The organism is Streptosporangium becharense (assembly GCF_014204985.1).
Classification (GTDB): domain Bacteria; phylum Actinomycetota; class Actinomycetes; order Streptosporangiales; family Streptosporangiaceae; genus Streptosporangium; species Streptosporangium becharense.
The window spans coordinates 2363009-2386792 of the sequence record NZ_JACHMP010000001.1; the positions used below are offsets into that span (position 1 = coordinate 2363009).

The 23784-nt window shown below is 69.9% G+C and carries 23 protein-coding genes; 4 read left to right on the forward strand and 19 right to left on the reverse strand.

Annotated elements, in window-relative coordinates; all coding sequences use genetic code 11:
* Positions 1-87 precede the first annotated feature (87 nt).
* The 17 genes from dprA to F4562_RS10175 form a co-directional block, all read right to left on the reverse strand.
* The gene (gene dprA / locus F4562_RS10095) at positions 88-1308 is read right to left on the reverse strand and encodes a DNA-processing protein DprA (RefSeq protein WP_184539301.1); all 1221 of its coding nucleotides are present in this window, start codon (positions 1306-1308) and stop codon (positions 88-90) included.
* Complete coding sequence (locus tag F4562_RS10100; protein WP_184539300.1) at positions 1308-2864, reverse strand: YifB family Mg chelatase-like AAA ATPase; 1557 nt, start codon at positions 2862-2864, stop codon at positions 1308-1310. The genes dprA and F4562_RS10100 overlap by 1 nt, the downstream gene beginning before the upstream one ends.
* Positions 2865-2914: 50 nt before the next feature.
* Complete coding sequence (locus tag F4562_RS10105; protein WP_184539298.1) at positions 2915-3268, reverse strand: YraN family protein; 354 nt, start codon at positions 3266-3268, stop codon at positions 2915-2917.
* Between the two features lie 454 nt (positions 3269-3722).
* Complete coding sequence (locus F4562_RS10110; protein ID WP_067184127.1) at positions 3723-4046, reverse strand: DUF2469 domain-containing protein; 324 nt, start codon at positions 4044-4046, stop codon at positions 3723-3725.
* A 39-nt stretch (positions 4047-4085) separates the two neighbouring features.
* Complete coding sequence (locus F4562_RS10115) at positions 4086-4772, reverse strand: ribonuclease HII (RefSeq protein ID WP_184539296.1); 687 nt, start codon at positions 4770-4772, stop codon at positions 4086-4088.
* 64 nt (positions 4773-4836) lie between these two features.
* Complete coding sequence (gene lepB, locus F4562_RS10120; RefSeq protein ID WP_184539294.1) at positions 4837-5460, reverse strand: signal peptidase I; 624 nt, start codon at positions 5458-5460, stop codon at positions 4837-4839.
* Positions 5461-5469: 9 nt separating this feature from the next.
* Entirely contained in the window at positions 5470-6336 is an 867-nt protein-coding gene (gene lepB / locus F4562_RS10125) for a signal peptidase I (protein WP_184539292.1), read from the reverse strand.
* Positions 6337-6492: 156 nt separating this feature from the next.
* Positions 6493-6846 carry a 50S ribosomal protein L19 gene (gene rplS, locus F4562_RS10130; RefSeq protein ID WP_184539290.1) on the reverse strand — a complete coding sequence of 118 codons (354 nt, stop codon included), beginning with the start codon at positions 6844-6846 and terminating at the stop codon, positions 6493-6495.
* 233 nt (positions 6847-7079) lie between these two features.
* Positions 7080-7847: a tRNA (guanosine(37)-N1)-methyltransferase TrmD gene (gene trmD, locus F4562_RS10135; protein ID WP_184539288.1), complete on the reverse strand. Its 768-nt coding sequence runs from the start codon at positions 7845-7847 to the stop codon at positions 7080-7082.
* A gap of 1 nt (position 7848) precedes the next feature.
* Positions 7849-8364 carry a ribosome maturation factor RimM gene (gene rimM, locus F4562_RS10140; RefSeq protein ID WP_184539286.1) on the reverse strand — a complete coding sequence of 172 codons (516 nt, stop codon included), beginning with the start codon at positions 8362-8364 and terminating at the stop codon, positions 7849-7851.
* A gap of 112 nt (positions 8365-8476) precedes the next feature.
* Complete coding sequence (locus tag F4562_RS10145) at positions 8477-8719, reverse strand: RNA-binding protein (protein ID WP_184539284.1); 243 nt, start codon at positions 8717-8719, stop codon at positions 8477-8479.
* A gap of 1 nt (position 8720) precedes the next feature.
* Entirely contained in the window at positions 8721-9188 is a 468-nt protein-coding gene (rpsP, locus tag F4562_RS10150) for a 30S ribosomal protein S16 (protein WP_184539282.1), read from the reverse strand.
* Between the two features lie 399 nt (positions 9189-9587).
* The gene (gene ffh, locus F4562_RS10155) at positions 9588-11147 is read right to left on the reverse strand and encodes a signal recognition particle protein (RefSeq protein ID WP_184539280.1); all 1560 of its coding nucleotides are present in this window, start codon (positions 11145-11147) and stop codon (positions 9588-9590) included.
* Positions 11148-11654: 507 nt separating this feature from the next.
* Positions 11655-12218, reverse strand: a complete 564-nt coding sequence (locus tag F4562_RS10160) for a GTP-binding protein (protein ID WP_184539635.1) — start codon at positions 12216-12218, stop codon at positions 11655-11657.
* 13 nt (positions 12219-12231) lie between these two features.
* Positions 12232-12690, reverse strand: a complete 459-nt coding sequence (locus F4562_RS10165) for a DUF742 domain-containing protein (RefSeq protein ID WP_375782456.1) — start codon at positions 12688-12690, stop codon at positions 12232-12234.
* A 24-nt stretch (positions 12691-12714) separates the two neighbouring features.
* Positions 12715-13128: a roadblock/LC7 domain-containing protein gene (locus F4562_RS10170; RefSeq protein ID WP_211263895.1), complete on the reverse strand. Its 414-nt coding sequence runs from the start codon at positions 13126-13128 to the stop codon at positions 12715-12717.
* A gap of 43 nt (positions 13129-13171) precedes the next feature.
* Positions 13172-16480 (reverse strand): sensor histidine kinase, encoded by a 3309-nt coding sequence (locus F4562_RS10175; protein ID WP_184539276.1) that lies wholly within the window; start codon positions 16478-16480, stop codon positions 13172-13174.
* A gap of 554 nt (positions 16481-17034) precedes the next feature.
* Between F4562_RS10175 and F4562_RS10180 the strand changes: the two genes are divergently transcribed.
* Genes F4562_RS10180 through F4562_RS36270 form a run of 4 tightly spaced genes read left to right on the forward strand, consistent with a single transcriptional unit; the run spans position 17035 to position 21757 of the window.
* Complete coding sequence (locus tag F4562_RS10180; protein WP_184539275.1) at positions 17035-18021, forward strand: ABC transporter substrate-binding protein; 987 nt, start codon at positions 17035-17037, stop codon at positions 18019-18021.
* Positions 18018-18806, forward strand: a complete 789-nt coding sequence (locus F4562_RS10185; RefSeq protein ID WP_184539273.1) for an ABC transporter permease — start codon at positions 18018-18020, stop codon at positions 18804-18806. The genes F4562_RS10180 and F4562_RS10185 overlap by 4 nt, the downstream gene beginning before the upstream one ends.
* Complete coding sequence (locus tag F4562_RS10190) at positions 18806-19606, forward strand: ABC transporter permease (RefSeq protein ID WP_184539271.1); 801 nt, start codon at positions 18806-18808, stop codon at positions 19604-19606. Before F4562_RS10185 ends, F4562_RS10190 begins: the two co-directional genes overlap by 1 nt.
* 9 nt (positions 19607-19615) lie before the next feature.
* Positions 19616-21757, forward strand: coding sequence for a methyltransferase (locus F4562_RS36270; RefSeq protein WP_311733860.1), 2142 nt, complete (start codon positions 19616-19618; stop codon positions 21755-21757).
* A gap of 1077 nt (positions 21758-22834) precedes the next feature.
* Here the strand turns inward: F4562_RS36270 and F4562_RS10205 are convergent.
* Both F4562_RS10205 and F4562_RS10210 read right to left on the reverse strand, forming a co-directional pair.
* Positions 22835-23374 carry a GTP-binding protein gene (locus F4562_RS10205; RefSeq protein ID WP_184539269.1) on the reverse strand — a complete coding sequence of 180 codons (540 nt, stop codon included), beginning with the start codon at positions 23372-23374 and terminating at the stop codon, positions 22835-22837.
* A 7-nt stretch (positions 23375-23381) separates the two neighbouring features.
* Positions 23382-23783 carry a DUF742 domain-containing protein gene (locus tag F4562_RS10210; protein WP_184539267.1) on the reverse strand — a complete coding sequence of 134 codons (402 nt, stop codon included), beginning with the start codon at positions 23781-23783 and terminating at the stop codon, positions 23382-23384.
* Position 23784: the final 1 nt, after the last annotated feature.

A 23784-nucleotide genomic window follows, 5' to 3' on the forward strand; every position in this document is an offset into this window, starting at 1 on the left:
TGACATCCAGCGTCGTCCACGTGGCCGAGCCCGCCTGAGCCGGTGGCCGGCTCCGGAGGAGCCCGATGAACCTTTCCGATCGTGACCTCAGTCACCCGCGGGGCGGTGGACGCGCAGGCGCCAGCCCTTGGACACACGTTCGATGTAACCGGCTGCGGCCAGGTACCCCACGCAGGACAGGACGGTCTCCAGGTCGACGCCCGCGGCCACCGCCAACGTCGCCGGCCCCGCTCCGGCTCGGGCGGGCACGGCCTCAAGGACACGCCGGGTCTGCGGGTCAAGCAGGTCACGGGGCAGAACCGGACCGCGTGGCTCGGGAGCCAGGTCCGCACCCATGGCCCCGACGAGCTCGATCATCTCTTCCGGAGTGGTGACACACGTGGCCCGGCCCTGACGGATCAACCGGTGGCACCCGGCCGAGGTGTCGGAGGTCACCGGGCCCGGCACCGCCGCCAGGTGACGGTTGAGCGTCACCGCGTGCCCCGCCGTGTTGAGCGCCCCGCTGCGCACCGCCGCCTCGACGACGAGGGTGCCCCGGGTCAGCGCCGCGATGAGCCGGTTACGGACCAGGAACCGCAGCCGGGTCGGATGAGCGCCCAGCGGACACTCGCTCACCAGCACGCCGTGTGCACGCACCGCGGCGAACAGTTGCTGGTGGGCACTGGGGTAGGCCACGTCGGCGCCGCAGGCGAGCACGACGACGGTGACGGCCCCGCAGGCGAGGGCACCGCGGTGGGCCGCGCCGTCGATCCCGTACGCGCCGCCCGAGACGACACCCCAGCCCCTCCCGCCCAGCCCCGCCCCGAACTCCGCGGCCACGTGCGTTCCGTACGGGGTGGCGGCCCGGGAGCCGACGACGGCGACGGAGCGGAGACAGGAGAACCGGAGGTCGGCGTCGCCGTGGAGCCAGAGCGCGTGAGGACGGCCATCACCGAGGTCGTCCAGCTGGGTCGGCCACTCCGGGTCTCCGGGGGTCACCAGTCTGGCCCCCACCCGTTCACCGTCGGTCAGATCCCGCGCGGCGTCGGCCGTCTCCAGCCTGGCCGCCCAGGTGGTGATCATCCGGTCGAGCCTGGTCGTGACCCGTGCCCTCCTCTCGTCGGGCGAGGACGGCGGCCGGGGCCGCTGAGAACCGGTGGGACGGTGGTGGACGGTGGCGAACCAGCGGACCAGCTCAGGATCGGCGATCCCGGCGCGGATCTGCGTGATGGCGGTCTGCGGACCGCGGAGTGCCACGAGCCTGCCCATGACGGTGTCACCCGGTTCGGCCACGCGCATCAGGGTGGCGCGGGCGAGTCTGTCGTCCATCAGTCTTCCCCCAGCCACAGGCCGAGCGCCGAGGTGGTCTCCTGGATCTCAGGCCTGTCCTTGCCGCCGAGGTCGGCCAGAGTCCAGGCCAGGCGGAGAACCCGGTCGAGGCCGCGCGCGCTCAGCCGGCCGGTGTCGAGGTGCCGGAGCAGAGGCGACATCGCGGACCGCGCCGGCCGGTATTCACCGTGGAGCGCTCCGGTGGGTATCTCCGCATTGCACCGCCACGGTGTGTGCGCGAACCGCTTTGCGGCACGCTCCCGCGCGAGCAGCACCCGCTCGGCCACCACCCGGCTCGGCTCGATGAACCGGCGGTCGGCGAGAAGCTCCCGCCGGGTCGACCGGTACAGGGTGACCTTGACGTCGACGCGGTCGAGCAGCGGCCCTGAGAGCCTGGAGAGGTAACGGCGGCGGGCTGCCGGGGAGCAGCCGCACGGATCATCGGGAGTGGCGGGCCTCGCGCACGGGCACCTGTTGGCGGCGAGCACCAGCATGAACCGGGCGGGGAAGGTGATCGAACCCAGTGCCCTGGAGATCACCACCTGACCCGATTCGAGCGGCTGCCTGAGCGCGTCGAGCACGGTCATCGGAAACTCCGGGGCCTCGTCCAGGAAGAGCACGCCCCGGTGGGCGAGCGAGACCGCGCCCGGGCGGATCGCCCCGCTGCCGCCGCCGATGACGGACGCGACGGTCGCGGTGTGGTGGGGCGCCACGAACGGCGGGCAGGACAGCAGGGGCCGGTCGCCGGGCAACGCTCCGGCGACCGAGTGGATGGCGGTCACCTCCAGCGCCTGGTCGGGCTCCAGATCGGGCAGGAGCGTGGGCAGTCGTTCGGCCAGCATGGTCTTGCCCGTGCCCGGAGGACCCAGCATCCACAGGTTGTGCCCGCCCGCCGCGCAGACCTCCAGGGCCCGGCGGGCGAGCGGCTGACCGGCCACGTCTCCCAGATCGGGGACGACCCCGGCGGAGCGGGCCGGAGAGAGCGGCGGGCGACCGCCGGAGGCGCTCTCACCGGCGAGGGCCGGCCACTCCGCCGCCGGGGCATCGCCGCGCAACCAACTCGTCAGGCGGCTCAGGCTGGCCACGGGGACGACCGTCACGTCCGGCACGAGGGCGGCTTCGGCGGCGTTGCGCACCGGGACGACCACGGTGCGGGCGCCGGCGGCGACGGCCGCCAGCACGGCGGGGAGGACACCCCGCACCGGCCTGATCGTGCCGTCGAGACCGAGCTCGCCCAGGAAGAACGGCTCGGCGACCTTGGTGACGGGCACGACGCCCGCGGCCGCGAGCAGCGCCACGGCGATCGCGACATCGAACATGCTCCCCCGTTTGGGCAGGCTCGCGGGAAAGAGACTGACGGTGATCCGCGTGTCGGGCCACGCGCAGCGACTGTTGACCAGTGCGGAGCGGACCCGGTCCCGGGCCTCGCTCAGCGCGGTGTCGAGCATGCCGATGAGGTGGAGGCCGGCCATGCCGGCGCCGATGTCGGCCTCGACCTCCACGAGGTGACCGGTGACGCCGACCAGGGCGATGCAACGGGTGCGGGCGACGGTCATCCGCGCCACCCCCGGGAACGGCAGGTGATCCAGAACGGCCGGAGAGGCATCTAGCTCACCCCTCGCTCGTGGCGGAGGGCGAAGTCTCCGGCGAATCGCTCCAGGGCGATGACGTCGACGCGGACGGCGTCGAACCGTTCACCGTATCCGGAGAGCCAGCGGGCGGCGAGCCGGCGCAGACGGGCGACCTTCGCCTCGGTGACCGCCTCGAAAGCGGTGCCGTGGGAGCGGCCGGAGCGGGTCTTCACCTCCACCGCGACGAGCGTGCGCCCCTCGCGGGCGACGATGTCTATCTCCCCGTCTCCGCACCGCCAGTTACGGTCCAGAATCTGCAGGTCGTGGGCCAGCAGATAGTCGACGGCGATCTGTTCGCCGTGTTTGCCGAGCTCGTCCTTCGCGGCCATGGAACCACCTCCGGTTCCAGACCTTGACGCACCTTACCGATGCCCCGAGGAGCCGAAATCGATTCTGTGGACAACCGCCCAGCAGCCCTGCACCCCTGTGGACAACCATCCGGTCACGCCCCCCTTGTGGACGGCCGTCCGGCCGGCACCGCCCCGGTGAGCAACCGTCCACCGCCAAGACCGCGTCATCCGGCCTACGGTCGCGGCAGCGCAACCGCGTCACCCGGCCCGCACCCGCCCCTGGGCACCGCGCCTCAGTCGGCATCCGCCCACCCGCCCGCGGGCACCGTCTCCCGGCCCGCAGCCGCATCGGGGAGGCCGCCGCCCCGGTCCCCGGACGCCGCTTCTTCGCCTCGGACGCCGCTTCACCCGGCCCCGGAGGCATCAGGGGCCCCACGTGGTGGCCGGGTGCTGCGAGCCGCCTCGCGGTGGATCCGGAGCGGCGTGTCACGGCTCAGCCGGAGAAGCCCTCCTTAGGCATCTCCAGGTCCGGCTTGGCGAGCTCCTCGACGTTCACATCTTTGAAGGTGACAACCCGAACATTCTTGACGAACCTCGCGGGGCGGTACATGTCCCAGACCCAGGCGTCCTGCATCTTCACGTCGAAGAAGACGTCGCCGTTCTCGGCCGTGCGGACGTCGAGGTCGACGGAGTTGGTGAGATAGAAGCGCCGCTCGGTCTCGACGACGTAAGTGAACAGGCCGACGACGTCGCGGTACTCGCGGTAAAGCTGCAGTTCCATCTCGGTCTCGTATTTCTCGAGATCCTCTGCGCTCATACCGGTCCTCCTGTCAAACGACCATCCTGGCCCGCCGGATCAGACGACACAGGCCCCCATTTCATTCTCGCCCATCACCTCACCCGCCCCCGACCGTGCCACCGTCGAGAACGAGAAGCGGTGGTCGGGACACGGGCCGTAGGCCCGCAGCGCTCCGCGATGCCCGGCGGTGCCGTACCCCTTGTGCACGGCGAACCCGTACCGGGGATGGCGTTCGTCCAGCGCGACCATCATCCGGTCCCGCGTCACCTTGGCGACGATCGAGGCCGCGGCGACGCAGGCGGCCACCTGGTCGCCCTTCCAGACCCCCAGTGACGGCACCGGCAGGCCCGGCACGGGGAACCCGTCGATGAGCACGTAACCGGGCTCGGCAGGCAGCCGTGCCACGGCCCTGCGCATCCCGTCGATGTTGGACCTGTGCAGGCCGCGAGCGTCGATCTCACCGGGCGGGATCACCACCGTGCTCACTGCCTCGGCGGTCGCGATGATCCGCTCGTACAGCGCCTCACGCCGGGCGGCCGCCAGCAGCTTCGAGTCGCCCAGCCCCTCGACCGGGTCGCCGAGCACCACCGCGGCGACCACCAGCGGCCCCGCGCAGGCGCCCCGTCCGGCCTCGTCGACCCCCGCCACCGGGCCCAGCCCGCGGCGGGTGAGGGCCCGCTCGTAGCCGTACAGGCCGGAACTCCTCCGGACCACGCTGGGTCTGGGGCGGAACCCGACCGTCATGACACCGCGGGCGACACAGCGACCATGACCAGAGAGTACGCCCCATCCGGTGTATTCGGTACCGCTATCGGACCTTGAGGAAGGACTCCGGCGTCGAAAGGACGGTCGCCCGGGAGAACGGCCAGTAGATCGCGAAGGCCCGGCCGATGACGTCGTCCTCGGCGATCGTCCCCTCACCCTCGTTCTTCTCGTGGTTGAGGGAGTCGGCGGAGGCGCTGCGGTGGTCACCCATCACCCACAGACGGCCCTTGGGCACGACCTTCTCGAAATCCTCGCCCGCAGGGAAGTCCTCCGGATACAGGTACGCCTTCTCCTCGAGCGGCACCCCGTTGACCGTGATCCGCTTCTGCGCGTCGCAGCACTTCACCGTGTCGCCGCCGACCGCGATGACCCGCTTGATGGTGTCCCTGCCGTCCCAGCCCTTGAAGACCACGATGTCACCGCGCTCGGCGTCGCCGTGCAGTTTGTTGACGACGACCCGGTCACCCTCCAGGAGGGTGTTCGCCATCGACTCGGAGGGGATCGAGAACGACTGGAAGACGAACACCTGCAGGAGTACGGCCACCACGACACCGCACGCCAGCAGGAACACCGACTCGAACAGGCCGCCTTTACCGGACTTGCCCTTCTTCTGGTCTTTATCGTCTTTGTCAGGGGTGTTGTTATTGACGTCGGGGTCAACGGTCATGAGGTTCGGCTACCGCCTTGAGAGCCAGCGACGACGCCACAGCATCAGCGGGACGGCCCCCGCGAACCCGGCCAGGAGCGGGGTGGCCCCGGCCAGGGCCGCGGCGGCCTTGAGGGCCGGCTGGCTGAAGGTGTCGGGAATGGGAAGGGTCGTTGCCCGGGAGAACGGCCAGACGATCACGAAGGCCCGGCCGATCACCTTGTCCACCGGGATCGTACCGCCGCCGGGGTCACCCAGGTGGGCCCGGGAGTCGAGGGAGACCGCCCGATGGTCGCCCATCACCCACAGACGGCCCTCGGGGACCTTCGCCTCGAAGGGCCCCTGGGAGGGCACGTCTCCCGGGTAGAGGTAGTCCTCGTCGATGGGCACCCCGTTGACCGTGACGCGTCCCTTGGCGTCGCAGCACTTCACCGTGTCGCCGCCGACCGCGATGACCCGCTTGATGTAGTCCTTCTCGCCGGGCACCACGCCGAAGGCGGTGCCGACCCAGCGGAAGAAGCCGGCGACCGCATTGGACGGCTCTTCCAGTTCCACCTCCGGGTCCCACGAGTCGACGCCGGAGAAGACCACCACGTCGCCGCGCTCTATCTCGCGGACGTGGTAGACGAGCTTGTTGACCAGGACCCGGTCGTTCGTCAGGAGGGTGTTCTCCATCGACTCGGACGGGATGTAGAAGGCCTGGACGACGAAGGACTTGATCACGAGCGCGAGGACCAGCGCTACGACGACCAGGACGGGCAACTCCTTCCAGAAGGAGCCCTTCTTCTTTTCCTTGTCCTCTTTGGCGTTCTTCTGAGTGTCTTCGGCGACCACGTCCACCTCGTCCTCGACAGGCCGACGCGAGCCTGCGTCGCACTCCCGGTCTTCGCTAGTCATCGCTGATGAGCCTAGATGATGGGCGGCACCAAGTGGTCGCACGGCGGGCTACCGCATCGCCATGCGTATTACCGAAGGAGGTCAAGCCTCTTTACACGCGACTGGCCCGCCCCCTCGGACAAGGGAAGGCGGGCCAGGCCGACGACCACCGGACGCTTAGCGCGCCTCGCGCTTCTCCCGGATGCGGGCGGCCTTACCGCGCAGGTCACGCATGTAGTAGAGCTTGGCACGGCGGACGTCACCACGGGTCAGGAGGTTGATCTTCTCGATGACCGGGCTGTGCACCGGGAAGGTGCGCTCGACGCCGACGCTGTAGCTGATCTTGCGGACGGTGAAGGTCTCACGGGCGCCGCTGCCCTGGCGGCGCAGGACGAAGCCCTTGAAGACCTGGACACGGGACCGGTTGCCCTCGATGACGCGGACGTGAACCTCGAGCGTGTCGCCGGGCCGGAAGTTGGGGATGTCGGTGCGGAGCGTAGCCTTCTCAAGCTCGCTGATCAGCGTGTGCATGGCAGTGAAACCTCGTTTACGCGGGCACGCGGAGGTCCACCCGGCCGCGACGAGGCGACATCATGATGGACACACGTGCTGAGATGGACTGTGTCTCGGAGCCGGACCGTCTTACCCGGCGACGCACGCCGACCCGCGGACAGGCAGCGGCAACGCTTCAGTCTGCCATATTTCCTCAACGGATCGGAAATCAACCGTCCGGAAGGGCCGGCTCCGGCGCGTCGGACGGCGGTTCAGCCGGAAAGGCCGAACTCCGCCAGGACCTGCCGGTCATGCTTGTCGAGGGTCGCCGGGTCGAGCGCGGCGAGCAGCTCCGGCCGGTTCTTCGCGGTGCGGCGGAGCGCCTGGTCGCGCCGCCACCGGGCGATCCTGCCGTGGTGGCCGGAGAGCAGGATCTCGGGAACCTCGTGCCCACGCCACTGCGGCGGTTTCGTGTAGACGGGCCCTTCCAGGAGGTTCTCCATCGCACCGGGTGCGAAGGAGTCGTCCACGGCCGAGTGGGCGTTGCCGAGCACGCCCGGCAGCAGCCGCCCGACGGCCTCGATCATGACCAGCACGGCCACCTCCCCGCCGGCGAGGACGTAGTCGCCGATGCCGACCTCGTCGACGCGCAGGCGGGAGCCGTACTCGGCCATCACCCTGGAGTCGATGCCCTCGTAGCGGGCGGGGGTGAACAACAACCACGGCTCGGCGGCGTACTCCAACGCCAACCGCTGGGTGAAGGGCACCCCGCTTGGGGTCGGCACGATCATCCTGGGTCGGGCCGCGGGGTCCGCGGCGAGGACCGCGTCGATGGCCTCCCCCCACGGACCTGGCTTCATGACCATGCCGGGACCACCGCCGTACGGGGTGTCGTCGACGGTGCGGTGCACGTCGTGCGCGCAGTCACGCAGCTGGTGCAGGTGGACGTCGAGGATGCCCCGCTCGCGGGCCTTCCCGATGAGGGAGACGTCGAGCGGGGCGAAGTACTCGGGAAAGATCGAGATGATGTCGACACGCATGTCAGACGCTCTCGTCCGGATCGAGCAGGCCGGGCGGGGCGTCCACGACGAGCAGGCCCCGTTCGAGGTCGACCACCGGGACCAGCGCCTTGACGAAGGGCACCAGGACGTCGTCCCGGCCGCGCCGCACGACGAGCAGGTCCTGGCCGTGGTGGAGCACGTCCGACACCTCGCCGACCCGCTCGCCGTCGGGCGTGGTGACGGCCAGGCCGATGAGCTGGTGGTCGTAGAACTCGTCGGGGTCACCGGTCGGCGGGATGTCCGCCGAGTCGATGACGAGTGTGGTGCCGCGCAACTCCTCGGCGCGGTCGCGGTCGGTCACGCCCTCGAACCTGACGAGCAGGACGCCGGAGTGCCAGCGGCGCGAGGCGACGACCAGCGGACCGGCGGACGCGGGATCGGTGGCCAGGGCGGCCCCGGGGGCGAAACGCCGGTCCGGGTCGTCGGTGCGCACCTCGACGGACACGTCTCCGCGGAGTCCGTGCGGGCGGCCGATCCGCCCTACGACGAGCTGCACGCCCGCCTCCTTGTGTGATCTTCCTTCGATGGCCTGCCGCGGACGGCAGGGGGAAAGCAGACGGGCCACCCACACTGGGCGGGTGGCCCGTTCGCTCGTCGCACCGGTTCGGCTAGCGGACCTCGTTCAGGTCGAGCAGGTCGACCCGGATGTACTTGCCGTCACCGAGAGCGTTCACGACCGTGCGAAGCGCCTTGGCCGTGCGGCCGCCGCGGCCGATGACCTTACCGAGGTCCTCGGGGTGGACCCGGACCTCAAGCACACGTCCGCTGCGGATGCGGCGACCGTGGACCTGGACGTCGTCGGGGTGTTCGACGATGCCCTTGACCAGGTGCTCGAGGGCCTCCTCGAGCACCTCAGGCCTCGCCTTCCGGCTTCTCCTCGGCGGCAGCGGCGACGGGCTCGGCCGGGGTCTCGGCGGCGGCCTCGTCGGCCTTGGGGGCCTTGCGAGCCGACTTCTTCGGCGTGGTGGCGGAGTCGAGGGACAGCGACTCCTTGGCCGCGGCCTCGTAGGCGGCGTGCCGGTCGGCCTTGGGCTCGGCGACCTGGAGCGGAGCCGGGGCGGGCTCGCCCTTGAACTTCTGCCAGTCACCGGTCAGCTTGAGGAGCTTGAGGACCGGCTCGGTCGGCTGCGCGCCGACACCCAGCCAGTACGCCGCCCGCTCGGCGTCGATCTCGATGCGCGAGGGGTGCTCCTTCGGGTGGTACAGGCCGATCTCCTCGATCGCCCGACCGTCGCGCTTGGTGCGGCTGTCGGCGATGACGATGCGGTACTGCGGGTTGCGGATCATGCCGAGCCGCTTGAGCTTGATCTTGACTGCCACTGGTGTGGTCTCTCCTGCATTAGAGCGTGGGTGAGCGGTGTCTCATCGAGTGGGGCACGAGGAGAGGTCCGTTCAAGGGACAGGCGCGGCACACGGGGGTGAGAGGGCACCCGCGTGTCACGGTGTTCCAACATGTCATTGTGCCAGACGCCCGGAGGTGCCCGGTCACTTCCCGGTCATCGGGCAAGGCGGGCGACGGCAAATCTCGGTAATCCGCGATCCGCCCGCCGCGCGGGGCCGCCTACTTCGGGCGTACCCCGAGCAGCTCCAGCGCGGTCACGACGATGAAACCCACGATGATGATCACCCAGATCCACCGGGCGCGGGAGAAGAACTTGTCGTCATCGCTCATCGGACGTCTCCGGGGTGGGAGCCCCGGGCCTCAGCCCGGGGAACCGGTCACTTCTGCCCTGGCAGCTTGAACTTGGAGGGGTCGAAACCCGGCGGCAGCTCCAGCCCGGGCGGGAGCTGGCCCGCACCCAGCTTGCCGAGCAGCCCGCCCGCCGGCACGCCGTCGGGGGCTTCGTTCTTGCCGGGGGCCCCGGCCTTGCCCAGCGCCGCCTTGCGCGGGTCGCCGCTGACCCGGCGCCCCTTGGCCGCCTTCTTCTGCGCGGCCTTGCCGGCCTTGCGTCCGCCGGGCATGCCGGGGATGCCCAGGCCGCCGGCCATTCGCTTCATCATCTTCTGCGCGTCGAAGAAGCGGGTCACCAGGCCGCTCACCTCGGTCACCGTCACACCGGAGCCCTTGGCGATGCGGGCCCGGCGGGAACCGTCGATCATCTTCGGGTTCTGGCGCTCCGCGGGGGTCATCGAACGGATGATCGCGGCGATGCGGTCGAGGTCGCGGTCGTCGACCTGGTTGAGCTGCTCACGCATCTGCCCCATGCCGGGCATCATGCCGAGCAGGTTCTTGATGGGGCCCATCCGCCGGACCATCATCATCTGCTCGAGGAAGTCTTCCAGGGTGAAGGCCTCGCCCGAGGTGAGCTTGCCCGCCATCTTGGTGGCTTCGGCCTCGTCGAAGGTCTTCTGGGCCTGCTCGATCAGGGTGAGGATGTCGCCCATGTCGAGGATGCGGGAGGCCATCCGGTCCGGGTGGAAGGCGTCGAAGTCCTCGAGCTTCTCACCGGTGGACGCGAACATGATCGGCTTGCCGGTGAGGTGGCGGACCGACAGGGCGGCGCCGCCCCGGGCGTCGCCGTCGAGCTTGGTGAGCACGACGCCGTCGAAGCCGACGCCGTCCATGAACGCCTGGGCCGTGGAGACGGCGTCCTGACCGATCATGGCGTCGACCACGAACAGGACCTCGTCAGGTGAGACCGCGTCGCGGATGTCGGCGGCCTGCTTCATCAGCTCCTGGTCGATGCCCAGACGACCGGCGGTGTCGATGATGACGATGTCGTGCTGCTGCCGCCGGGCGTGGTCGATCGACTGGCGGGCCACGGCGATCGGGTCGCCGACGCCGTTGCCGGGCTCGGGCGCGTAGACCGCGACGCCCGCGCGCTCGGCGACGACCGACAACTGCTGGACGGCGTTGGGCCGCTGCAGGTCGGCGGCCACCAGGAGTGGCGCGTGGTTCTGCTCGCGCAGCCAGCGGGCGAGCTTGCCGGCGAGGGTCGTCTTACCCGCACCCTGGAGGCCGGCGAGCATGATGACGGTCGGCGGGTTCTTCGCGTGGCGAAGCCGCCGGGTCTCGCCGCCCAGGATCTCGATGAGCTCGTCATTGACGATCTTGACGACCTGCTGTGCCGGGTTCAGCGCCTGGGAGACCTCGGCGCCGCGGGCGCGCTCCTTGACCTGGGCGACGAACGCCTTGACCACGGGCAGCGCGACGTCGGCCTCAAGCAGCGCGATGCGAATCTCACGGCATGTGGCGTCGATGTCGGCATCGGACAGCCGACCCTTGGAACGGAGGGAGGAGAAGACCGATGTGAGCCGGTCGGAAAGCGTCTCGAACACGTGATTGGCCAGCCTCTGCGCTACAGGTCTGCGACTCGACCTCCCAGCCTATCCGCTGGAGCGCCCGGCTGAGGCCCGCCGCGGTCGGGCTCCGGCCGCGGATCCGGCCCGAGGCGCGGGATCGGCCTGCTGACGCAACGGAACGCCGGGGAGGAAACCCGTGACATGTTCCCGGCGGGAGCGGCTCCCCCGTCCGGAGAAGCGCCGCGGGGGGGAGATCCGCCGCAACGGCCGGCCCTCGCGAGAGGAGTCCGTCCGGCGTGGAACCGGACACCCCCGGGATGGCGTCCGGTGCGGAAGCGGGCAACACGCGGGGCATCGCCCGACGCGGAACCGGGCACGGCGCAGGACATCGTGACGCCGCCCGGCGCGCGACCGGGCCCGCGCGGTGCCGTAGGGCACCGCGCGGAGCGCCGCGGCGGTCGTGGTGACGGAGCACCGCCCGGAGGCCGGGGCGAGCGGGGCGTCCGGCGGGACGGAGACCGGGGACGCAGACCCGGGACGGGTCTAGCGGCCGCCCCAGCCGGGGACGGCCATCCGCACGGTGAGCGCGTGTTCGACCAGCGTGATGAGGGTGGCCTTCACCGCGTCCCGCGAGCGGGCGTCGGTGCGGGAGATAGGGATGTGCGGCGCCAGGGTCAGCGCCTCCCGTACCTCGTCCTCGCCGTGCAGATAGTTGCCGTCCCAGCCGTTGACCGCGACCACGAAAGGCAGCTTGGCCTCCTCGAAGTAGTCGATCGCCGGGAAGCTGTCGGCCAGCCTCCGCGTGTCGACCAGCACGATCGCACCGATCGCACCGCGCACCAGGTCGTCCCACATGAACCAGAACCGGTGCTGTCCCGGGGTGCCGAACAGGTACAGGATCAGGTCCCGGTCCAGTGAGACCCGGCCGAAGTCCATCGCGACCGTGGTGGTGGTCTTGTTCGGGGTCAGACCGAGGTCGTCGATGCCGGCGCTGGCGTCGGTCATCACCGCCTCGGTCGTCAACGGCACGATCTCCGATACCGCCCCCACGAACGTGGTCTTCCCCACCCCGAAGCCCCCGGCGACGACGATCTTCGTCGATGTCAGGCCACCGTCGCGACTAGAGCCTGCGAAGTCCACTGAGCACCCTTTCCAGGAGGTTGAGATCCGGCTTGCCCGCGTCCAGCTGCGGCTGGTGCAGCTGGATGAGCCCCTCGGCCGCCATGTCGGCGACGAGGATCCGCGTCACACCGAGCGGAATGCGGAGCATCGCGGAGATCTCAGCGACCGAGCGCACCTGCCGGCACAGGGCGCTGATCGCCTGATACTCCGGGGTGCGGGTGGACAGATCGTGATGGATGGACGTCGCCGAGGAGACGAGCGCCTCCAGGGCGAGCTGGGTCCGGGGGGCGGTGCGTCCCCCGGTCACGGCGTACGGCCGCACGAGGGAGCTCTGCTCCATCGGAGCCGGTTGTGTCAGATGTGAAGGGCCCCCCTGCTGGCGGTGGGGGTCGTCCATCGATTGGTACGGTAACCCGCCCAGCGGGTCACCCTCACCGCTCCAGCCGCGACCTGCCATGGCAGCCTCCTCGCGTCATCGCCATCACCGGGAGTGGGAAGACTGCAGTTCCGCGCGGACGGCCGGGGTGAGAACCTGGCCGGCCCGCTCGACGAGCAGCGTCATCTGGTAAGCCACGAGTCCCATGTCGCAGTCGGCGGCGGCCAGCACCGCCAGACAGGAACCGTCACTGATCGACATGATCAGCAACAGTCCGCGCTGCATCTCCACGACGGTCTGGGTGACCGCCCCTCCCTCGAACACCCGCGACGCACCCTGGGTCAGGCTGATCAGGCCGGCGGCGACCGCCGCCAGCTGGTCCGCCCTGTCGCGGGGGAACCCGTCGGAATACGCCAACGGCAGGCCGTCAGCCGACACCACGACCGTGTGCGCCACGCCTGGGACGTTGTTCACAAAGTCGGTGATCAGCCAATTGACCCCCCGAGCGGCCTGGCTCATTTCGCGCACGTGTCATCCTCCTTGGCGACCTTGATGAGCTCGCTCACCGGTCCTCCTTGTTTCCTTCAACGTCCCGCCGGAAGTCGGGATACGGCCGCCCGTCCCCGCTCTCGCCCTTGGCCGCCGCGCGGCCCTGCCGTACTCCCTGCTGGAAACTCGCCAGGCGGTTGCGCACCGCCTCCGGGGAGACGGTCGGTCGCAGGGCGGGGGTCTGGGGGGCGTTGGCCGAGTCGGACGCGGCCGTGCCCGGTACCAGGTTGGCCTTCGGCACCCGCTTGGGCAGCCCGGAGCCGGTGATCCCGCCGAGCGAGGGCTCGGCCGCCGCCTTGGCCGCCTGCCAGCCCGTGTCGGCGGGCGAGGACCAGCTGTTCGCGGACGCGGGCTGCTGGAGCTGGGCGGTCTCCTGGATCTCCTCGGGCTGTTCCTGGACGGGGGTGACCGGATCGGCCTTCTTGAACCAGTCGGACTCGACCGCGGCGAAGATCGGGAGGAATTCCTCCCTGGCCTCCTCCATCGGCGAGGCGTCGAGGATGGCGGGCAGGGGACCGGTGTTGTCCGCGGCTTCGAAGGCATGACCGCCCTCGAAGGAGACGGAGTCGCCGCCGGAGGGCCACCCTCCGGAGTCGCCGCCCCGGTTCGAGGAGCCGGACCAGGAGTCGGGACCGGCCTGGGAGCCGGGCCACGCCCCGGGGGCCGCGGGGGCCGCGGGCGGCGAGGCGGACCAGGAGTCCTGGGCACCCGCCTGGGAGCCGGGCCACGCCGCGGGAGCGGCCGGAGAACCGGACCACGCCTCGGGAGCCGCGGGCGGCGAGGCGGACCATGTGTCGGGGCCGGCCGACGCACCGGACCACGCCTCGGGGGCCGCGGGCGGCGAGGCGGACCAGGAGTCCTGGGCACCCGCCTGGGAGCCGGGCCACGCCGCAGGGTTGTCGCGTGTCGGAGCGCTCGGCCCGGTGGGCCACGCCCCGGTGGCTCCCGGCGGCACGGAACCCTGCCACGGCGTCGGGTCGGGCTGGGATGCCGCGGCCCAACCGCCGGCCGTGTCCTGGGGGTTGCCCGGACCGGTGCCGGGCGGCGGCACCTGACCGGGCCACGGGGTGTCGGCCGGCGCCTGGCCGAACTGGCCGCCTCCGAAGGAGGACTGTCCGGCGTCGAAGGAGTTGAACTGCTGGGCCGCCAGGTCGATGGAGGCGAAGGAGTTGCGGTGGGCCGCCTCGAAGGAGGCGAAGGACGGCGTCCTGGAGTCGAGACCGGTCGGGCTGGCCAGCACCGGCGGGCGGTCCATCGACATCATGGAACCGGGCCAGTCGCTGCTCGGCGAGGCCGCGGGGGCGCCCGGCCGGGCGCCGCTCACGGCCAGCAGGTTCTCGGGAAGCAGGACCATGGCGGTCAGACCGCCGCTGTCCTGCTGCCTGAGCTGGACGCGGATGCCGTGCCGCAGGGCCAGGCGGCCGACCACGAACAGGCCCATGCGGCGGGAGACCGAGACGTCGACCACCGGCGGGTTGGCCAGTCGCCAGTTCGCCTGGGCGAGTTCCTCGGCGGTCATGCCGATGCCGAGGTCGGTCACCGAGACCATCACGCCGCCGCCATCGATGCGGTTGCTGGAGACGACGACGCGGGTCTCCCGAGGGGAGAAGGCGATGGCGTTCTCCACGAGCTCCGCGATCAGGTGGACGACGTCGTTGACGGACGTGCCGACCACGGACACTCCGGCGGACAGCTGCAGCTGGACCCGCTCGTAGTTCTCGACCTCCGACAGCGAGGCGCGGACCACGTCGATCAGCGGAACCGGCTGGCTCCACCGGCGTGCGGGCTCCTGCCCGGCGAGGACCAGGAGGTTCTCGGAGTTGCGGCGCATGCGGGTGGCCAGGTGGTCCAGGCGGAACAGGTTGCCGAGCCGTTCCTCGTCCTGCTCGCCGTGCTCCAGGCTCTCGATGAGGGAGAGCTGGCGCTCGACCAGGGTCTGGCTGCGCCGGGAGAGGTTGACGAACATCGAGTTGACGTTGCTCCGCAGCCGGGCCTCCTGGCCCGCGAGGCGGATCGCCTCCCGGTGGACCTCGTCGAAGGCCCGGGCCACTTCACCGATCTCGTCGTCGGAGGCCACACCGATCGGAGCGACCTCCACCTCCGTGGCCTCCCCGCTCTCGCGCATGCTCTGCACGGTCTCGGGAAGACGCTGGCCGGCGATGGCCAGCGCCTCGGTACGGAGCCGGCGCAGCGGCCTGACCAGCGACTGCGCCATGATCACGGTCATGACCAGGACGAGGATGAGGATCGCGACCGTCACCGCGGCGGCGATCAGCGCGCTGCGCTGCTCCTCCTCCTGCAGCAGACGGCTCCGGTCGATGACGGCGACGGCGACCTTCTCCTCCACCGCGCGCATGCGGTCGACGATGTCGGAGGAGGCGTCGAACCAGGTCTGGTCACCGCGGCTGTTCCCGGAGACGTCGACCCTGGTCAGCACGGCGCCCTGGAGGGCGAGGACGATGGCGCGGGCGCGGAGCGCTCCGGCGCGGTCCACCTTCTGGCTGCTGACGGTGTCGTCGTAGAGCTGACGCTCGTTGACCGTGGCCTCGGCCCGGAAGGTGGCGAGCTCACTGTCGCGCTGCGCGCGAGCGGCCAGCATGGCGTTGAGGCCCTCGGTGCTGAACTCCTTGGTGGCGAGGGCGACGGCGAGGTTGGCCCGCTCCCTGGACGCCTGCTCCTTGGCCCGGCCCAGCGCGGCGAACGCGGCGGCGCCGCCGTTGAGGTTCGGGTCGGCGACACCCTGGACGATCTCGTCGTGCAGGGACAGCAGGTCGGCGATGGTCCGGGAGTACGCGGCGATCGTGGGGAGGGCCGGGAGCTGGGTCTCCAGCGCCGTCTTGCGGACGCTCTTGATCTCGTTGATCCGGGCGCGGATCTGCAGGAGCTCGGCCTGGCCGCGGTCTCCGAACGCCTCCGCGGCGCCGCCGTCGATGGCCTCGCCGATCCTCGCGCCCACCTCCTGGGCGACCTTGTCGACGATGCCGTCCTGCTTGGCCACGTTCGGCAGGCTGCCGCGGGGGCGGCCCAGGGCCACGTATCGGGCCGACAGGTCTCGTTCGAGCTGCAGTTCGTCGACCAGGCGGCTCAGGCTGGCGGTGAGCTCGGCGGCGGTGTGCACGCGTTCGTACGCGGCGGCGCTGTCGAGCGAGCTGTTGATGCGCAGACCGCCCAGTACGGCCGCGGCGATCGTGGGGATGGCGATGAGCGCGAGCAGTCGCGACCGCACACGCCAGTTCTTGAGCGCGAACTTGCTGCCGTTCTTCACGGCCTTCGCGGGTTGGCGGCCCTCGCCGTCCGGAGACTGGCCGCTCTGTTGCGGCACCCCTTGATCGTCGGATGCCAGGGCAGGCGCCAGCCCGGCTTCACGTTCGCTGGGGATTGACCCTGTCCTCACTGGCCTCCGCTGCCTCTCCTCGGATCGTCTGCTTGGCGGGATCGCGTCACGCAGTGATGTGGGAGTGACGCCGACGCATCCATGGGGTAGGGGTTATTGGAGCACAGCCGGATGAGATCGGCCAACAGAACATAGCTCGCTTTTTATCACTAAGCCACACATTTCACCCGTAATCGGGCAGCCACTCTCCGCTCCACACCCGCGGACCCACACCCAGGAACGATCTTCTCCTGGACGATGACCACCCCACCTATCACTCAGGGTGATTGTTACGTGTGAGACAAGATCACCATATACGACTGCTTTGGGGCTTGAGGGCGATAGGGGAGGTATTTGTATTTTGGTTGATCTACTCCGCTACTCTGATCCGCGGTCGGCATACCTCCCCCTTGATCACATGCCTCCCGGTACCTCCTCTTATGTCGCCCGCTCAGTCACACAGAGTTCCGGACGAGGCGATCAAACGCAGCTAAGGAGACCCCATGAGGTTCAGACTTGCGAGCCGGGCGGTCATCGCAGGCGTCGCGGCCGCACTGGCGCTGAGCGCCTGCGGCGGCTCGGACACATCGGCCGGTACCACCGCCGGGGCGGGCGGTCTGGAGAAGGCGCAGATCAAGATCGGTGCCCTGCCCATCCCCGACTCGGCTGCCCTCTACATCGCCAACAAGCGGGGCTTCTTCAAGGAGGAGGGCCTCACCGTCACCATCGAACCGGTGGCGGGTGGCGCCCAGGCGCAGCAGAGCCTCATCGGAGGGTCGCTGGACGCCACGCAGACGAACTACGTCTCCTCCTTCCTCGCCATCGCGGCCGGCCACAAGATGAAGATCATCGCCGACCTCTACCAGGCCGCCCCCAACACCTTCAACCTCATGGTGCCGAAGGACTCCTCGATCAAGTCGCCCGCCGACCTCAAGGGCAAGAAGATCGCGGTCAACAGCAAGAAGAACATCGGAACCCTGTCCGTGGGGTCGGTCCTGAAGACCCACGGCCTCACCGAGGCCGACGTGGAGTTCCTCGAGTTCCCCTTCCCTGAGATGTCCAACAAGCTCAAGGAGGGCCTCGTCGACGCCGCCTGGATGACAGAGCCGCACCTCACCGCGGCACAGAAGAACGTCGGCGCCCAGAAGCTCGCCGACACCATGGTCGACTCCACGGCGGACTTCCCCATCGCCGGTGTCGTCGTCATGGAGGACTTCGCGTCGAAGAACCCCAAGACCGTCGCCGCCTTCCAGCGCGCGCTGGCCAAGGCCCAGAACATCGCCGCCTCCGACCGCAAGGCGGTCGAGGAGATCCTGCCGACCTTCACCAAGATCGACGCGGCCACCGCCGCCGTCATCACTCTCGGTAACTACCCCACCAGCCTCAACGAGACCCGTCTGCAGCGGGTGGCCGACCTGATGGAAGAGGCCGGTTACCTGACCAGCCCGATCGACGCCAAGAGCCTGCTTCCCGCCGGAAGCCAGGGGTGACCGGACGCGACCTGCTCGGCAACAGACTGCTCTGCGGCGCCGTGGGCGTCGCAGGGCTGTTCTGCCTTCTGGAGGCATCCGGCAGGACCGGGTTCATCGACCCGGATGCGTTCCCGCTGCCCTCCACCGTACTCAGCCGAGCAGTACTGATGACGAACGACGGCGAGTTCGTCGCCGACATCGCCTCGACCATGGTCGTCTGGGCCGTCGGGCTGCTGATCGCCACCGTGGTCGGCGTCTGCGCGGGCTTCCTTCTCGGCACCGTTCCCTTCATGGAGCGCTCCTTCCGGCCGATCATGGAGTTCCTCCGGCCCGTCCCGTCGGTCGCGCTGATCCCGCTGGCGCTCAGCCTTTTCTCTGACAAGTTCGACATGAAGGTCACGGTGATCGTCTATGCGGCGACGTGGCCGATCCTCATCAACACCATGTACGGCCTGAAGGACGTGGACCCGCTCGCCAAGGAGACGCTGCGCAGCTTCGGCTTCGGCCGGTCGGCCGTGCTGTGGCGGGTGTCGCTGCCGAGCACCGCCCCGTTCATCGCCACCGGGGTGCGGCTGGCCTCCGCGATCGCGCTGATCGTGGGGATCAGCGCTGAGCTGCTGGGCGGTGGCCTGGACGGCATCGGCAGCTACGTCCTGCAGAGCAGCACCGGCCTGAACGCGATGGAGTACATCGTCGCCGCCGCCCTGTGGGCGGGGGTCATCGGCCTGGTCACCAACGGCCTGTTCGTGCTGGCCGAACGACGGGCCTTCCGCTGGCACACCGCCCGCACGGAGGTGGTATGATGGGCGTGGTGCCGCGTGTCCTGCGTGCCGTCGGCAGTCTGTGGCTGGTGGCGGTGGTCCTGGTGCTGTGGGAGTTGGTCGCCCGCAACGCGGAACTGCTGGCGTTCCCCCCGCCGACGGAGATCGTCGAAAGCATGAAGCGGCTGTGGCTGACCGAGCCCGCCGCGCGGCTCTGGCTCAACGACGCGGCGCTGAGCAACTTCTCCGCCAGCGTCAGCCGGCTGCTGATCGGCTGGGTGCTGGCCGGGGTGGTCGGAGTCGTGGTGGGGGTCGCGCTGGGCCGTTCCCCGCTGCTGTTCCGCTTCGTCGACCCGCTCGTCCAGTTCGCCCGTGCCATCCCCCCGCCCATGCTGCTGGCGTTCTTCATGGCCCTGTTCGGCATCGGTCCCCGGATGCAGATCAGCCTGATCGTGTTCGGCATCATCTGGCCCATCCTGATCAACGCCTGCGAGGGCGCCCGTCAGGTCGACCGCCAGCACCTGGACACCGCCCGGGTCTTCGGACTGTCGGGCCGGGAGCGGCTGTTCCGCATCATCCTGCCCTCGGCCATGCCGAAGATCTTCGCCGGGCTCCGGGTCAGCCTGTCGCTGGCGTTGATCCTGATGGTGATCTCCGAGCTGGTGGGCAGCACCGACGGGATCGGCTTCCAGCTCCTGGACGCCCAGAGGAGCTTCGACATGACCGGGGTGTGGGCGGGCATCGTGCTGCTCGGCGTCCTGGGATACGTGCTCAACTCGGGCTTCCTTGCGGTCGAACGACGTGTCCTGTCGTGGCACCGCTCCGCCAAGCAGACGACCTGAGGACCTGCTGTGCTCGAAATTTCGAACCTTACCCATACCTACGGCAGCGGCCCGAGCGCCCACCACGCGCTGGGCGGCATCGACCTGAAGGTCGCCGAGGGTGAGCTGGTGTGCATCGTCGGTCCCTCGGGCTGCGGCAAGTCCACCCTGTTGCGCTCCATCGCGGGGCTGCTGCGGCCCAGCGGCGGGGAGGTGCTGCTCAACGGCGTCCGCATCGAGCAGACGCCGGACAACCTGGCCGTGGTCTTCCAGGACTACAGCCGGTCCCTGTTCCCGTGGATGTCGGTGGCCGACAACGTCGCGCTGCCGCTGCGCCGCAAGGGGATGGACAAGAAGCAGCGCAGGGAGGCCGCCGTGGAGGCGCTCTCCGAGGTCGGCCTGGAGAAGGCCGCGGGCAAGTTCCCCTGGCAGCTGTCCGGGGGCATGCAGCAGCGGGTGTCCATCGCCCGCGCGCTGGCCTACCGACCGGCCCTGATGCTGATGGACGAGCCCTTCGGCTCGGTCGACGCCCAGACCCGCGAGGATCTGGAGGACCTGACCCTGCGGGTCCGCAGCATGCACAACATGACCATCCTGCTCATCACCCACGACATCGACGAGAGCGTCTACGTCGGTGACCGCGTCGTGGTCCTGTCCAAGTCCCCCGCCGGGATCGTGGGTGACCTGCGCGTGGACCTCCCCGGGCCGCGCGACCAGATCACCACCAGGGAGCATCCCGACTTCGTGCACCTGCGCGGCGAGGTCGGCCGCCTGGTACGCGGCGTTCCGGGGCCGCCGGACTCCGCGGCCGGAGGCGCGGCGCCGCGCTCCGCGCCGGAGACCGCCACCCCCGGCGCGGACACCACCGGGCCGGACACGGACGTCCCCACGCCGGACGCGGACACCACCGGGCCCGGCACGGACGACACGGACACCACCACGTCTGACGCGGACGGCACGGACACCACCACGTCTGACGCGGACACCCCCGCCTCCGGCGCGGACACCACCGGGCCGGACGGCGAGGCTCCCGAACCCGGAGCCGGCGACCCGGAACCGGAGACGGACACCATCGAGCCCGGCGCGGACACCCCGAAGCCAGGCGCGGACAAGGACCGGGGTGTGCCGGGCGACACCGGTCCGGCCCCCCGGCCGGAGAGGATTCACATGAGCGACCCCCAGGCGCCGATCTGGGATGCGATCGGTGGGATCTCACGCTTCGCCGCCCTGGCCACCATGGCCGAGCTCGGCTGCGCCGACGAGCTGCGAGACGGCCCGTTGAGCGTCGATGAGCTGGCCCTGCGGTGCGGTGCGAACCCGTCCTCACTCGCCAGGGTGTTCCGCCAGCTCGCCGCGATGGGCGTCGTCACCACGACGACGCCCGGCGTGTACGAGCTGACCGAGGCGGGTGCCGCGCTCCGCAGTGACGTCCCCGGCTCGCTGCGGCCCGCCGTGCGGATGATCACAGAGGACGGCTTCTGGTACGGCATGGGCAAGGTCCCGCAGACCGTGCGTACCGGCACCTCGGCCTTCGTCGAGCGGTTCGGCCCCCTGTACGGCTACCTCAAGGGCAGGCCCGAGGCCGGTGCGCTGTTCGACGACTACATGACGGCCAGGGCACAGCCGTTCGCCACCGCCGTGGCGTCGCGCTACGACTTCTCCGGGGTGGGGACCGTGGTGGACGTGGCCGGCGGCAAGGGCCACATCCTCGCGTCCGTCCTGAAGTCCAACCCAGAGGTCGGCGGGGTGCTTTTCGACCAGGAACAGGTGGTCGGCGGGGCGAAGGAGTTCTTCGCCGAGGCCGGGCTTGAAGATCGTTGCAAATTCGTCGCCGGTGACTTCTTCGCCTCGGTTCCCGCCGGCGGAGACGTCTACCTGCTCGGCAGCGTGCTCCACAACTGGTCCGACGACGACTGCGTGCGAATCCTGGGCAACGTCCGGGAAGCCGTCGCCGACGACGGCCGGGTGCTGCTGATCGAGGCCGTCGTACCGGACGAGGACGTCCCGCACATCAGCAAGGACGTCGACATGCGCATGCTCGCCCTCTTCGGGGAGGGCATGGAGCGCAGCGGCTCGCAGTACGCCGAACTGCTGGACAAGGCCGGTTTCCGGCTCAACCGGCAGCTGGAACTGCCGGGAGGCTTCTCCATCGTGGAGGCCCTGCCGCTCTGAACGGCACGCCGACACCGCGCGGGCCCGTGAACGGGTCCGCGCACCCCGGGACCCACCCGTACGGGTTCCGGCACCGAGACGGCCGGTGACGTGCGACATCACGTCACCGGCCGTCTCCGTTCCACACGGTCACGCCGGGAGGGGCCCGCACGGCCACGCGGCGGGCGTTCGCACGTCGTGTCGTGGAGGTCCGCACGGTCGTTTCGGGGGAAGCGGTCCCGCGCGTCCACTGTGGACCCGTTCAGTGAGGGGACGGAAGTGACGCCGGTCGTGAGGTCTCCGGTCGTTTTCCGCCGGGCGTCCCGGACGCCGGACCGCCCCATCGGGGTTTTCCCGTGAATTCCCGTGATCGGTCCGCCCCGGTTCCGGGCACGGCGTCTTTCCGGCCCCCGTCCGCCCGTCTTTTTCGGCCCGCTTCCATTCTCCGAATAATCGGGCCGAATTAACGATCTCCCGTGGACCCGCCATTCACGAATCACCCGGGCGGATTGGTGATTCACGGAGCGGACGCACCGGACCGCGTCTCGCGATGATCTCTCGGTGCGGGGAACACCGGAACGGCCTCGTGGGGAAACCTCCATCCCACCGGGCGGGGGACGCCGGGAACATCGGACCGGGGCAGGACGGACGCGGTGGAGGCCCGCCGGACCCCACCCTCCGGACGAAAACTACAAGAGCCGCGAAGTTCACATGAGGCCATGAGAGGTCGCCTGAGCCACGGAGAGGGGCGAATGGGGCTTGAGGGGCACCTGGGGCGGGAGAGGGCACCTGAGGCCGCACAGAGGGCGTCTGAGCCATGGAGACACGCACGCGTAGCAGGGTCCATGGGAACGTACGGGATGTACGGGGAGTCATGGGAACATGCGGGACGCGCGGCACACAGAGCGTGTGGAGCGCACGGGCGGCCGGGAGTTCGGGAGGTCGGCCGAGCGGTCAGGGCGATGTCCGGGCGGCGGGGAAGGCGGGCGAAAAAGGCCGCGGGAGGGGGCCGAACGGCTGCGGATCGGCCGCCGAGATTCCTCAGACGGCCGCAGACCCGGGTCCCACCCGTTCGGGGGCGGGACCCGGGCCCGGACGTCAGACCCTGAGGGTGAGCACGTGCTCAACCAAAGTGATCAAGGTTGACTTCACGGCGTCGCGGGACCGTGCGTCGGTCCGGACGACGGGGACGTGCGGGGAGATCGTCAGAGCTTCCCGCACCTCCTCCTCACCGTGGATGTGCGTGCCGCCGAAACCGTTCAGAGCCACGACGAACGGCAGGCCCGCCTCTTCGAAGTAGTCGATCGCCGGGAAGCTGTCGGCCAGCCTCCGCGTGTCGACGAGCACGATCGCACCGATCGCACCCTTCACGAGGTCGTCCCACATGAACCAGAACCGGTGCTGACCCGGCGTACCGAACAGGTACAGGATCAGATCGCGGTCCAGCGAGACCCGGCCGAAGTCCATGGCGACCGTGGTGGTCCGCTTGGTCGGAATGTGCGACAGGTCGTCGACCTCCGCACTCGCCTCCGTCATCACGGCTTCCGTGGTCAGCGGCATGATTTCGGAGACCGCACCAACGAAGGTCGTCTTGCCGACACCGAATCCGCCGGCAACGACGATCTTCGTCGACGTCATTCCGGCGTCAGAGCCTGCGAAGCCCACTGAGCACCCTTTCAAGCAAGTTGAGGTCCGGCTTACCAGCATCCAGCGACGGCTGGTGGATCTGCACCAGGCCCTCGGCTGCCATGTCCGCTATCAGTACCCGGGTCACGCCTAGCGGCATGCGCAACAGAGCGGCGAGCTCGGCGACCGAGCGCACCTGCCGGGACAGCGTGATTATCGCCTGATATTCGGTGGAGAGCGTGGATAGGTCCACGCTCGCGAACGTCGCCGAGGAAACCAGCGCCTCGAGTGCGAGCTGCATGCGGGGGGCGGTCCTTCCCCCGGTCACAGCGTACGGGCGAATCAGACGGTTTCGCCCGCTCTTGGCCTGAGACGGGCGGGGGGGTTCTTCCCCCGAGCCACGCCAACCTGGTGCGTCCATA